Source organism: Paenirhodobacter sp., assembly GCF_047600745.1.
In the GTDB taxonomy this organism is placed as follows: Bacteria; Pseudomonadota; Alphaproteobacteria; order Rhodobacterales; family Rhodobacteraceae; genus Rhodobacter.
Genome location: NZ_JASGKI010000004.1, coordinates 1,724,067 through 1,735,334 on the forward strand (window position 1 = coordinate 1,724,067; position 11,268 = coordinate 1,735,334).

Below are 11,268 nucleotides of genomic sequence, written 5' to 3' on the forward strand. Positions count from 1 at the left end.
GCCGGGGAAATCAGCGCGTCGGAACCGGCTTTTCGCCACGGTAATCGTAGAAACCGCGCCCGGTCTTGCGGCCCAGCCAGCCCGCTTCGACATATTTCGTCAGCAACGGACAGGGCCGGTATTTCGTATCCGCAAGCCCGTCGTGCAGAACGTTCATGATCGCAAGGCAGGTGTCGAGACCGATGAAATCCGCCAGTTCCAGCGGCCCCATCGGGTGATTCGCCCCGAGCTTCATCGCCAGGTCGATCGACTGCACGCTGCCGACACCTTCATAGAGGACATAGACCGCCTCGTTGATCATCGGCACCAGGATCCGGTTCACGATGAACGCCGGGAAATCCTCGGCGGAAGCCGCAGTCTTGCCCAGCCGTTCGACGATCGCCAGCATCGTCTGATAGGTCGCGTCGTCGGTGGCGATGCCGCGGATCAGTTCGACCAGTTGCATCACCGGCACGGGGTTCATGAAGTGGACGCCCATGAACCTCTCGGGGCGGTCCGTGCGCGATGCCAGCCGCGTGATCGAGATCGACGAGGTGTTCGACGAAAGGATCGTATCCGGCTTCAGATACGGCAAAAGACTGTCGAAAATCGCCGTCTTGACGGTCTCGCGCTCGGTCGCGGCCTCGATGATCAGGTCGGTCGGGCCGATATCGGGCAGCGACAGCGTGGTCTTGATCCGGCCAAGCGCCTCGGCCTTGTCGGCCTCCGTCAGCTTGCCCCGGGAGATCTGCCGGTCCATGTTCTTGCCGATGATCACCAGCGCCTTGTCGAGGCTGTCCTGGCTGATATCGTTCAACAGCACCTGATAACCGGCAAGCGCGAACACATGGGCAATGCCATTGCCCATCTGCCCGGCCCCCACGATCCCGACTGTTTCGATCGTCATGTCGCTTTCCCTTGACTGCCCGGAGAATGTCAGGCGCCCGAGGCCGAAATGGCCGATGCCACTATGCTGCGCCGCAGCGAATGGCGCAAGACCAAAGGCGGATCGTGTCGCGGCGCCCCCGGCGGGCGGTATTAGCCATTTGGCAAGGGTTGCCATGCAACATGGCGTGAAATCGTTCTGCAACAATTCGTTTTCGGGGCCGCCGATGGCGTTCGTAGATTCGGGCAACGGCGCCCTCGACTATTCTCCCTGCCGCTATGGCGGTTCGCGGCTGATGTTCCGCGGTCCGTCGCGCGCTCTGGACCGCGACTATATCGCGGCCTTCGGCGGGTCGGAGACCTATGGCCGCTTCGTGCCGGATCCCTGGCCGGGTCGGCTCGAAGCCTCTCTGGATCTGCCCGTGATCAATTTCGGCTGCCTCAATGCCGGGGCGGATACCTTCGTGCAGGAAGACGTTCTGGCGCGACTGGGCCGGATGGCGAAGGTCTCCGTGGTGCAGATGGTCGGGGCGGCGAATCTGTCGAACAGCTTCTACTACGTCCACCCCCGCCGCAACGACCGCTTCCTGACCGAAACCGGGCGGATGCGCGACCTGTTCCCGAAGGTGGATTTCAGCGAATTCACCTCCACCTGGCACATGCTTGGCCTGCTGCGCGCGCGGGATCGGGAAGCGTTCAGGGTGCTTGAGGCCGAACTCAAGGCGGTCTGGATGCGGCAGATGACCCGCTTCGTCAAACGGCTGGGCGGGCGGGTGCTGCTGCTGTGGATCGACATGCCGCGCGACGATGCGCTTGGATACGAACCCGTTCTTGTCACGCCGGAGATGATCGCGGAGGTGGCGCGCCATGCGGCGGGGCTGGTCCGGGTCACGCCTTCGGCAGAGGTGCGGGCGCAGGGCACCGAGGGGATGCAGTTCGCCCCGATGGAGGCGCCCGCCGCCGCCGCGATGCCGGGGCCGGGCGTGCATGCCGAAATCGCCGCGGCGCTGCTGCCCGCGATGCGCAAGATTCTGGCCTAAATTCCGGCGTAGCGGCGCAGCAAAGTCCGGTCGGCGCGCAGCCCGTCGACCGGCGTTTCAGCGACGACATGGCCACGGTCGAGAAAGGCCACCCGATCCGCCATCGCCAGAACCGCCTCCGCGCGCTGTTCGACCAGCAGGACCGCGACCCCTTCCCCGCGCAGCCGCAGCAAGGCCGAACGGATCGTCGCGATGGCCGAAGGCATCAACCCCTCCGTCGGCTCATCCAGCAGGATCACCGAGGGTTCGGCGCAGATCGCCCGCGCGACCGCAAGCATGGTCTGCTCGCCCCCCGACAGCGTGCCCGACCGCTGCCCCATCCGCTCCGCCAGCAGCGGAAACAGGCCGAGCGCGAAATCCAGCACCCGCTGCGGACTGTTGCGGACCATCAGCCCGATCTCCAGATTCTCCCGCACGGTGAGGTCGGAAAACAGCCGCCGCCCCTGCGGCACATGCGCGATGCCAAGGCGCGGGATGTCATGCGCGGGCAGGTCCGAAAGGATGCGCCCATCCAGCCGCACCCGCCCGGCGGCGGGCCGCAGCACCCCCATGATCGTGCGCAGCACCGTGGTTTTCCCGGCGCCGTTGCGCCCCATCAGGCACAGGATCTCCCCCCGCGCGACGCTCAGGTTGACGTCGCGCAGGGTCCGGACCGCGCCGTGGAAAACGTCGAGCGCTTCAACCTGAAGGGTCACTCATGCCTCCCAGATAGGCGTCCTGCACGGCGGGGTTCGCGGTGATCTCGGCGGGCGTGCCCTCGGCCAGGATCCGGCCGCGCTCCATCACCGTGATCCGGCGGGCCAGCGCCATCACCACATCCATATTGTGCTCGATCAGCAGAACCGTCGCGGTTTCCGCAAGGTGCCGCACCAGCGTGACGAAACCGTCGATCTCGCCGTCCGACAGGCCCTGTGTCGGCTCGTCGAGGATCAGCAGCTCCGGATCCAGCGCCAGCCCCATCGCCACTTCGAGCAGCCGCTGATGGCCATAGGACAGCACCCCCGCCGTGTCGCTCAGCCGGTCGGACAGGCCGACCGTCTGCGCCGCGCGGGCCACCGCCTCGCGGATCACGGCCTCCGGCCCGAACAGGCCGCGGCGGCTCTGCGCGGCGATGGCGATGTTCTCGGCCACCGTCATTTCGGCGTAGATATTCGTGATCTGGAACGTATAGGCAATGCCCAGCCGCACCCGCGCCGGGGCCGACAACCGGGTGATGTCTCGCCCCCGGAAGGCCACGGTGCCGGAGGTGGGCGCGATCCGGCCCGCGATCAGCCCGACGAAGGTGGATTTGCCCGCTCCGTTCGGCCCGATGATCGCCCGGATCTCGCCCTGTTCCAGCCGGAAATCCACGGCATCGACGGCCATCAGCCCCTCGAACCGGCGCGACAGCCCCTTCGTCTCCAGAATCACCTCAGCCATGGCGCCCACCTGTCGCGGATCGTGCCGAGGATGCCCTTCGGAAACCACAGGGTCAGCACTACCAGCAGCACGCCGACGATGACCAGATAGGCCGAGGTCACGCCGCTCAGCCGGTCGATCAACGCGGTCATCAGCGCGGTGCCGAGCAGCGGGCCGAGCAGCGTGCCGGGGCCGCCCACCAGCGTGTATAGCAGCGCCTCGATCGAGGTGCGGAATTCCGCGAAGGACGAACCGATGAAGCCGAACATCAGCCCGTAAAGCGCCCCCGCCGCCCCCGCCAGCGTGCCCGACACGGTAAAGGCCGCCAGCCGGATCCGGTCCACGTCATAGCCCAGCATGCGGGTGCGTTCCGGATTGCCGCGCACCGCCGCGAACAGCCGCCCGAGCCGCCCCTGCGTCAGCGCGAAGGTCACTGCCAGCGCCACCGCAAACAGCCCGAACGCCAGCCCGTAGCGGGTGCTTTCCTGTGTCATGTCAAAGACATGGCCGAACAGGGTGAAGCTGCGGCTTTTCAGGCTCAGCCCCTGATCCCCGCCCGTGATGGGGGAAAAATGCAGCGTGGTCAGATAGCCGACCTGCGCGAACATCAGCGTGACGATCATGAAGGACACGGTTTGCGTGCGCAGCGCCAGCAGCCCGGTGACCAGCGACACCGCCGCCGCCCCCAGAATGCCGAGGCCAAAGGCCAAAGGCAGGCTGACCCCGCCATAATGGCTCGCCAATCCCGCCGCATACATGCCCGCTGCAAAATACAGCGCATGGCCCAGGCTGACAAGGCCGGTGTAGCCCATCAGCATATTGTAACCCATTGCGAACACGGCCAGAATCAGCACCCGGGTCAGCGCCAGAACCGGATAGCCGCCGATCACGAAGGGCACCACCGCCAGAACGGCCAGCACCGCAAGACACAGCCCCGCCCGCATCAGGCCCGCACCTTGCCGAACAGCCCCGCCGGACGAAACACCAGCACCAGCGCGACCAGAAGCGTCGAGAAGATCTTGGCCAGCGTCGGCGAGAAAAAGACCGAAAGCCAGCCGTCCGACATGCCGATCAGCACCGCCGCCGCCACCGTGCCGGGCAGCGAGCCGAGCCCGCCAACGATGACCACGACGAAGGACATCAGCAGCGGGTCATGCCCCATAAGGTAATGCGCCTGCTGGTTCGGCACCACCAGCACCCCGGCGATGGCCGCCATCCCCGCGCCGACCGCGAAGACCGCCGCATAGACCCGCCCGACCGGGATGCCGAAATTCTGCGCCGTTTCGCGGTCCCATTGCGTCGCGCGCATGATCAGGCCGAAGCGGGTGCGCGTCATCGCGAGCCACAGCGCGGCGACCAGCACCACCGCAACGCCGATGATGAACAGCTTGTAGCCCGACCAGCCGAACCACGGAAAGCGCAGTGTCACCCAGAACGGCGGATCGACCGCCCGCGCATCGGGGCCGAAGCCCATCAGCACCAATTGCTGAAGGATATACATCAGGCCGATGGTGCTGATGATCGTCGCCTCCGGGTCATAGCCGATCCGGGCGAGGATTCCGCGATCCACCACCCAGGCCAGAACCCCCACCGCCAGTGGCGCCAGCACCAGCGCCGCCGCGAAGGCGAGCGCCGGATCCGGGATCAGCCCCGCGCAGACCCAGGCCCCCACCGCGCCGAGCGTGAAGAACTCGCCATGCGCGACATTCACCACCCGCATCACGCCGAAGACCAGCGACAGGCCAAGCGCGGTCAGCATGAAGACCGAGGCCTGCACCAGTCCTTCGAGCGTGGCGAGCAGAAGGTAGGGGGCGATGTCCATTCAGAACGACATCTTGGTGTAGTCGGTCTCGTCGGGATAGAACGTGTCCTCGATCGAGGTCTTGTGCAGCACGTTCAGCCGCCCGCCCTCGAACTTCGAGACATATTGATGGCCGAAGGACTGGTGCGTCCTGCCGTTGAAAATCTTCGCGCCCTGCGGGAATTCGTTCGATTCCGCGAAGCCGGTGATCGACTCCATCGCCTCCAGCATCGCGATCTTCTGCGCCGGGCCGCGGTAATCCGCCATTTCCATCGCCTGTTTCATGGCGAACAGCGTCTCCCAGACGCAGAACATGTGCGAATAGGTCGAGACATCCTTCCGGTCGCCGACCGCCGCGCCATTCTCGTCGATGCCGATCTGTGCGCGATAGAATTTGTCGAAATCGGTCTGGTCGGGCTGCGCATAGCGCGGCATCGCCTCCCAGAAATAGGTGCCCTCCAGAAAGGCCAGTTGCGGCTGGTTCATGTCCACGGCCTCAAGGCTGTCGATGAAGCCGAAAATCTCCGGCCGTTTCGAGCCGAGATGCTCGCCCAGTTCCTTCACGAAGGTCAGCACCGAGGGGCCGACCATGACGTGATAGATCACCTCGGTATCGAAGGGGATGCGCGGCAGGTAGCGGGTGAAGCTGGTCTCCGTCGGCGGAATCGCGATGGAGGCGACGATCTTGCCGCCCTGCGCCTCGATCGCGGCGGTCATGTTGTCGCGGTGGTCGTAGCCAAAGGCATAGTCCGGATAGACCAGCGCCACCTTCTTGCCGAGGTTCGCGGCGATCCAGGGGCCCATCGAGCGGATCTGGCTTTTGACATCGGTGATCGAGGGCTGGAAGCAGTAGCGGTTGAAACTCCCGGCGGCGAGGGCATGGCCTTCGGAGCACAGGAAATAGGGCATCTTCAGCTCCCCCACCCGCGGCGCGCAGGCGGCCACGACATGCGAGAACAGATGGCCGAAGACCGCATCCACCTTGTATTCGGTCGCGAATTTCTCGATCACCTCGACGCCGCGCTTCGGGTCGGTGCCGTCATCCTCGACAATCAACTCGACCGGCAGGCCGTTGATGCCGCCCCGGTCGTTGATCACCTTCAGCGCGGCATTGGCGGTGCGTTCATACCAGCGGCCATAGGAAGCGCCGATGCCGGTGCGGTGGAAGGGCGCGCCCAGGCGGATCGCGTCACCGGCCTGCGCCCGGGCCCGGCCGACAATACCGGGCGCGGTCAGCAGCGCGGCGCCCGCGGTCAGGCCGCGCAGAACCACGCGGCGCGGAAGGGGGAGGGCAGTCTGTTTCATCAGGCATTCCCTGTCGTGTGATCAAAAGCCATATTGCGGCAGGCAACCAACGGGTTCCCCGGGCGCCGCAGCGCGGGGTGCAAACCGCGAGAGAAAAGGGGATGCACCCATACATGGCTGCCACGTCTCCCTGCGTCCCGTTTCGGGGATCTGGGCTGTCTCAACGCCATGCGCGCCAGTCCCCGCCTATGGCTGGTAGCTTGCGAAGGCGTCGGTTTCAATCACCGAAATGCCGCAAGTGGGATTTGCCTGTCGTGTCGAGACGGAATTGCATGCCCTGCCCCCTTGGGATGACGCCTCGGCCTATTGGGACAGCAACGCGTCGAACAGGCGCCGTTCCTCCTGGCTGCGCTCAAGCAACTGGTTTGAGCGGGCGAGCAATCCCGGCGGGACAGCGGCATCCCCATCCCCCGCACGGGCCAGAAGCCGGGCCGCCTGTTTCTGCACCTCGGAGCCATATTGATCGACAAGGGACCAATCGCCGGCACGCCATGCCTCTCTCCCCGCGCCCTGAGCGTCCCCGCTCGCGGCCAGGATCTGCGCCGCCACGGCATGTTCCCCAAGCCGGGCCAGCGCCTTGGCCCGCAGACGTTCCGCCTGTTCGCCGTCCAGCCCCTCAAGATGGGAAACCGCCGCCGCCGGATCCGGTTCGGCAAGCGCCGCACGGGCGAGCGCGAACCGGCCATCCGCCGTGGCCTTTGTCGTATCCGCGAGGATCGCCGCGGCCTGACGGGCGAATCCCGCCGCCGCAAGCCGCGCCGACAGAGCGAGTTGCAGTTTCGGCGGAAGCCCCACCTGTATCGCATCGGCTTCGCGACGCAGGAACTGCTTCAGGAAAATTTCATCATCCGGGACCAGAGCCAGTTGCGCATAAAGCTCGCGCCTGGCCTTGAGTTGCAAATCCGGCGACGCATCCCGAGGCCAGTTGTCCAATGCCGCGAAGGCGGGGTTGAACGCGCCAACAGACCCTTCGCCCAAGGCGGTGGCCCGGCGCAACAGAAGCCCTTCCTGACTCGCCCCGAGTTCCTGTGCCAGAGCAGCGGCATTCTCCACGCTTTCGCGATCGACAGGGCGATTTCGCTCCAGTCGCGCGTCGATCGCCATGATCAGCGCGCGCGCCGCCGCGGCATCATTCGACCGTGCGATCGGCATCACCCCCTTTTCGACCGCCTCCGGCTGCCCCCGGTCCAGGTCGATGCGCGCCTGCGCGATCGCCAGCGCCGCGCCGCGCGGATCGGGGCTTCTGCCAAGAGAGTTCACCACGGCATGGGCCGCATCGCGCGCACCAACGGCCAGAAGGCGATCCACCAGATCAGGCCCCAGCATATTGCGAATGTCGGGCGGCAGGCCGGAGAATGCAGCCTGAACCGCTTGCAGGTCGATCTGATCCATCGCAGGCAAAGGCGTGGCACCCAGCAACGCCCACAACGCGACCTTGCCGTTGCATCCCGTCATGGCGGTTATCGGGGACTCCCCGGTGGGGCCGGTTTCCTCCAGAAGCCCCGCAATATAAGCATATGCGGCGGCGGTGCGTGGTGGCAGATCGAACCCGCGCAACACATCCCTTGCCTCCGCTCCGAAGCCGAGCGCCAGATAGAGCCGCGCCAGCGCGACTGCGGCATCCGGATCGGGCCGGTCGAATTCACCAACCAGCGCAGCGCGCGCCGCCGCGATCTGATCGGGGACAGGGGCATCCGTGCGCCAGGATTGCAGGTCGAACAGCGCGTCCGGCATGCAGCGCTGACCGCTCAGCAGAATACGCGGCTCGTCGCCGGAAAGATCGAGATCGCGGTCAATGACAGTCTGCGACCGGACGGCCAATTCCTCTTCGTCAGAAGGTTCTCCGGCGGGCCGCGCCGTCAGCGTGATGTTCCCCGGGGTGCGCGCGCCCTTCCGGGTCATGTCCACGCTGAAGATCCCCTGCGCGGTGGCACGGCTGAGGCTTTCCAGAAGTTTCTGCTCGGCCTCCGCAACCCGGGACGCGGGCACCGCCGGGACGCGTACAGTGTCCGGCGGGGCTTGCCGCCCGTCCCGATCTTCCTCAAGCACCTTGCTGGTCCAATAGGCTCCAAGGGACGGCATGGCAGAAGCGTCCTGGCTGTCTTTGCGGGTGACCACCGGGCTCGACCCCGCCTCTCCCGGCCCGTCGACCACATCAAGCACGACGGCCCCATTCGAGAAGCTGGAAGCTCTTGGGATGCACGGTGCCGCTCGTTTCGATGATCAGATCCGAAGTGCCGACCTGTGTGCGTACCGCAGTGATCCTGCCCTTCGGGATGAAGCGGAAGACTTCCGCCACGTCATATTGGAACGTCGTGCCCTCGGGGGCGAGGACGATGCCCTCGGGGCCTTGGTCGACTTTCCAGACCGTGCCCTGTGGATAAGGGATGACCAGGCGAGAAAAACTGCCATGCTCGCCGGAGCGAACTATGAGCTGCTGCGCCCAACCGACCTGCGCCGGGAAAAGGAACAGCAGCGCCGTCAGCGCGAACCGGACCTTCATGCGGCCTCCGACCGGACGCCCTTCAGGGCCTCCTCAAGATCCGTGAAGCTCGGCCGGACATGGTGCGGCATGTTCTGGCGGCCGACTTCGATACAGATATTCGTCGCGTGGTTGTAAAGATTCGAGACCAGCACCTCTCGGATCAGCTTGTAGAAGTGGTTGTCCTCATCGACCGCGAATTTCATCCGCGTCGCGAAGGGGCCGACGAAACCATAGGCCAGAAACACGCCCAGAAAGGTGCCGACGAGCGCGCCGCCGATCATCTTGCCCAGGATTTCCGGAGGTTGGTCGATCGCCCCCATCGTTTTCACCACGCCGAGGACCGCCGCGACGATCCCGAGGGCCGGCAAGGCATCGGCGATCGTCTGCATCGCATGGCTTGGGTGCAGTGCGTGCTGGTAATTCGCCTCGATCTGCTTGTCGAGAACCTCTTCGACCTGATGAGGGTCGTCGTAGTTCATCGACGCAGACCGCAGCGTGTCGCAGATCATGTCCACCGCATCGTGATCTTTCAGGATTTTCGGATATTTCCCGAAAATCGAGGATTTTTCCGGATCCTCGATATGCTCCTCGATCGCGACCGGGTTCTGGCGCATCAGACGGATGATCTCGAACAGCAGGCACAGCAGATCCCGATAGTCGGCGGGCTTCCATTTCGGCCCGTTGAAGACCTTCTTCATGTCGCGCATCGTGTGCTTGATCGCGGGGATGTCGTTCGACAGCACGAAGGCCCCCACCGCCGCCCCGCCGATCATCATCATCTCGAACGGCAGCGAATGCAGGATGATGCCCATATGGCCGCCAGCAGCGACATAACCGCCGAAAACCATGACAAAAATGACGATAATGCCGATGATACCAATCATTCGAGATCTCCGGTAACTTTTTTACAAAGCCCAGGCGTCAGGCCCTAGTTGGAGGGAGCACGGGCATTCCTGCCCGCAACGATGACACTGATGGAATAGGCGAATTCTGGATTCAGGTTGGCCATGACGGCGGCCGCGGATTCCGGACGCATGCGGGCCAGAAAACCCGCGGCGAAGTCGGGCGCCATTGCCTCGAAAAGCGGAGCGGCTTCCCTGGGCTTCATGTTCTCGTAGACGGTGACCAGGCGCTGAATATCCTGTTCGGCGGCCTTGTCCGCGATCGAGACGGTTTTCGACAGCTCGTTCTCGGCTGCGACCAGAGAGGCAAGGCGGTCCTGGATACGCTTCTCCACGAGATCAAGCGCCTGCTTCCGATCGGCCAGCTTCCCTTCCCGCTCGGCAACCCCGCGCTCGCGCTCCTGGACCGCGCGCAGCAGCGCGATCGTATCCTCCGAGGGGGCACAGGATTCGGGCGCCGAACTCCCCTCTCCAACCGCGGCGAAGGCCAGGCTGATTCCCTCGCCGAAGCGAATGGTTGCCGAAACCACGAACAGCCCCGCGATCAGCAACAGGCTGCCGCGCACGCGCTTGCGCCGCGGACGATCCTGGCTGGCCGTCATTCCGCAGCCTCCACATTCGCCGGACGCGCGCGGCGCCGCACGGTGCGGTGACGGCGGGCCTCGGCATCTTCGTCCGAGAGGTCATGGAGCGAGGCCAGCATGATCTCCAGACGCTGCGCGGCCTGCTCGGCACGCTCCGTCACCGCGCCGAGCTGCTGCGCCGATCCGGCCGCGGTCGCCTGCGCCCGGTTGAGCGCCTTGGTCATGTCGTCCACCTGTGCGGACAGAACCGCGATCGCCCCGCCCATGCCGCTTTCCAGCTGATTGAACCGCTTCAGCCTGCGCGAGAGGACGAAGCAGTAGATTGCGGCCCCAAGCGTGGCCATTCCCATCAAGGCGTCGGCGAAAATCTGCATGGAGAATCCTCAGTTCATAACGAATTCAATGATCAGGAGGTCGCGCACGATCCCCTCTCCGGTAACGATCTGGATTCGCCGCAGCATCTGCGCCCGCAGGCGAATCAGCGCGGAGGGATCCTCCAGCTGAGTGATGTCCACCGCCCGCAGGTATCCATTCAGTACATCCATCACCCGCGGTTTCAGCAGTTCCACCTCGGCCGCGCGCCGGGGCTCGACTTCGAGTTGCGCAGAGAAGCGCAGATGCCGCGCTCCCGATTCGCCAAGCGAGATCACCATGGGATCCAGCGCGACGAAACTGACCGGAGGCTGTCCGTTCTGTGCCTTGGGCCTCTCCCCGGCGGCGGATTCGTGCCCGCCAAGCACCAGGCCGGAGTAGACCGCATAGAATGCGCCACCGCCAAGAACGAGCATCAGCACGATCCCGATCAGAAGGGGCAGCAGAGATTTCTTCTTCGGCGCTTCGAGCGCCGCGTCCATTTGAGCCATGAGCGTCACCGAGTTCTTCGATGAAA

13 protein-coding genes are annotated in these 11,268 nt (G+C 65.1%); 1 reads left to right on the forward strand and 12 read right to left on the reverse strand.

The genetic code is table 11. The features are described from left to right. Nucleotides 1-10: 10 nt before the first annotated feature. Nucleotides 11-886 carry a 3-hydroxybutyryl-CoA dehydrogenase gene (locus QM789_RS17175; protein ID WP_420353049.1) on the reverse strand — a complete coding sequence of 292 codons (876 nt, stop codon included), beginning with the start codon at nucleotides 884-886 and terminating at the stop codon, nucleotides 11-13. A 205-nt stretch (nucleotides 887-1,091) separates the two neighbouring features. On the opposite strand from QM789_RS17175, the gene QM789_RS17180 reads away from it, so the two are divergent. Next, nucleotides 1,092-1,904: a DUF6473 family protein gene (locus tag QM789_RS17180; protein ID WP_420353050.1), complete on the forward strand. Its 813-nt coding sequence runs from the start codon at nucleotides 1,092-1,094 to the stop codon at nucleotides 1,902-1,904. Here the strand turns inward: QM789_RS17180 and QM789_RS17185 are convergent. The 11 genes from QM789_RS17185 to QM789_RS17235 all read right to left on the reverse strand — a co-directional run bounded on the left by QM789_RS17185 (nucleotide 1,901) and on the right by QM789_RS17235 (nucleotide 11,242). Beyond that, the gene (locus QM789_RS17185; RefSeq protein ID WP_420353051.1) at nucleotides 1,901-2,599 is read right to left on the reverse strand and encodes an ABC transporter ATP-binding protein; all 699 of its coding nucleotides are present in this window, start codon (nucleotides 2,597-2,599) and stop codon (nucleotides 1,901-1,903) included. The genes QM789_RS17180 and QM789_RS17185 overlap by 4 nt on opposite strands. Then, nucleotides 2,583-3,323 (reverse strand): ABC transporter ATP-binding protein, encoded by a 741-nt coding sequence (locus QM789_RS17190; protein ID WP_420353052.1) that lies wholly within the window; start codon nucleotides 3,321-3,323, stop codon nucleotides 2,583-2,585. Before QM789_RS17190 ends, QM789_RS17185 begins: the two co-directional genes overlap by 17 nt. Beyond that, on the reverse strand, nucleotides 3,311-4,246 hold the full coding sequence (locus QM789_RS17195; protein WP_420353053.1) for a branched-chain amino acid ABC transporter permease: 936 nt from the start codon (nucleotides 4,244-4,246) through the stop codon (nucleotides 3,311-3,313). Before QM789_RS17195 ends, QM789_RS17190 begins: the two co-directional genes overlap by 13 nt. After that, nucleotides 4,246-5,124, reverse strand: coding sequence for a branched-chain amino acid ABC transporter permease (locus QM789_RS17200; protein WP_420353054.1), 879 nt, complete (start codon nucleotides 5,122-5,124; stop codon nucleotides 4,246-4,248). The genes QM789_RS17195 and QM789_RS17200 overlap by 1 nt, the downstream gene beginning before the upstream one ends. Continuing rightward, nucleotides 5,125-6,411 (reverse strand): ABC transporter substrate-binding protein, encoded by a 1,287-nt coding sequence (locus tag QM789_RS17205; RefSeq protein ID WP_420353336.1) that lies wholly within the window; start codon nucleotides 6,409-6,411, stop codon nucleotides 5,125-5,127. It abuts the gene before it with no gap. A 300-nt stretch (nucleotides 6,412-6,711) separates the two neighbouring features. Continuing rightward, nucleotides 6,712-8,571 (reverse strand): hypothetical protein, encoded by a 1,860-nt coding sequence (locus tag QM789_RS17210; protein WP_420353055.1) that lies wholly within the window; start codon nucleotides 8,569-8,571, stop codon nucleotides 6,712-6,714. Continuing rightward, nucleotides 8,564-8,911, reverse strand: coding sequence for a hypothetical protein (locus tag QM789_RS17215; protein ID WP_420353056.1), 348 nt, complete (start codon nucleotides 8,909-8,911; stop codon nucleotides 8,564-8,566). The genes QM789_RS17210 and QM789_RS17215 overlap by 8 nt, the downstream gene beginning before the upstream one ends. Continuing rightward, entirely contained in the window at nucleotides 8,908-9,777 is an 870-nt protein-coding gene (motA, locus tag QM789_RS17220) for a flagellar motor stator protein MotA (RefSeq protein ID WP_420353057.1), read from the reverse strand. The genes QM789_RS17215 and motA overlap by 4 nt, the downstream gene beginning before the upstream one ends. 44 nt (nucleotides 9,778-9,821) lie before the next feature. After that, nucleotides 9,822-10,397, reverse strand: a complete 576-nt coding sequence (locus QM789_RS17225; RefSeq protein WP_420353058.1) for a MotE family protein — start codon at nucleotides 10,395-10,397, stop codon at nucleotides 9,822-9,824. After that, the gene (locus tag QM789_RS17230; protein WP_420353059.1) at nucleotides 10,394-10,753 is read right to left on the reverse strand and encodes a hypothetical protein; all 360 of its coding nucleotides are present in this window, start codon (nucleotides 10,751-10,753) and stop codon (nucleotides 10,394-10,396) included. The genes QM789_RS17225 and QM789_RS17230 overlap by 4 nt, the downstream gene beginning before the upstream one ends. 9 nt (nucleotides 10,754-10,762) lie before the next feature. After that, entirely contained in the window at nucleotides 10,763-11,242 is a 480-nt protein-coding gene (locus tag QM789_RS17235) for a flagellar basal body-associated FliL family protein (RefSeq protein ID WP_420353337.1), read from the reverse strand. Nucleotides 11,243-11,268: the final 26 nt, after the last annotated feature.

What these genes read in the sequence shown, in the direction of transcription:
- QM789_RS17215 (WP_420353056.1), bottom strand. Translation starts at nt 8,911, where the DNA reads ATGAAGGTCCGGTTCGCGCTGACGGCGCTGCTGTTCCTTTTCCCGGCG.
- QM789_RS17175 (WP_420353049.1), bottom strand. Translation starts at nt 886, where the DNA reads ATGACGATCGAAACAGTCGGGATCGTGGGGGCCGGGCAGATGGGCAAT.
- QM789_RS17190 (WP_420353052.1), bottom strand. Translation starts at nt 3,323, where the DNA reads ATGGCTGAGGTGATTCTGGAGACGAAGGGGCTGTCGCGCCGGTTCGAG.
- QM789_RS17200 (WP_420353054.1), bottom strand. Translation starts at nt 5,124, where the DNA reads ATGGACATCGCCCCCTACCTTCTGCTCGCCACGCTCGAAGGACTGGTG.
- QM789_RS17225 (WP_420353058.1), bottom strand. Translation starts at nt 10,397, where the DNA reads ATGACGGCCAGCCAGGATCGTCCGCGGCGCAAGCGCGTGCGCGGCAGC.
- QM789_RS17195 (WP_420353053.1), bottom strand. Translation starts at nt 4,246, where the DNA reads ATGCGGGCGGGGCTGTGTCTTGCGGTGCTGGCCGTTCTGGCGGTGGTG.
- QM789_RS17235 (WP_420353337.1), bottom strand. Translation starts at nt 11,242, where the DNA reads ATGGCTCAAATGGACGCGGCGCTCGAAGCGCCGAAGAAGAAATCTCTG.
- motA (WP_420353057.1), bottom strand. Translation starts at nt 9,777, where the DNA reads ATGATTGGTATCATCGGCATTATCGTCATTTTTGTCATGGTTTTCGGC.
- QM789_RS17180 (WP_420353050.1), top strand. Translation starts at nt 1,092, where the DNA reads ATGGCGTTCGTAGATTCGGGCAACGGCGCCCTCGACTATTCTCCCTGC.
- QM789_RS17230 (WP_420353059.1), bottom strand. Translation starts at nt 10,753, where the DNA reads ATGCAGATTTTCGCCGACGCCTTGATGGGAATGGCCACGCTTGGGGCC.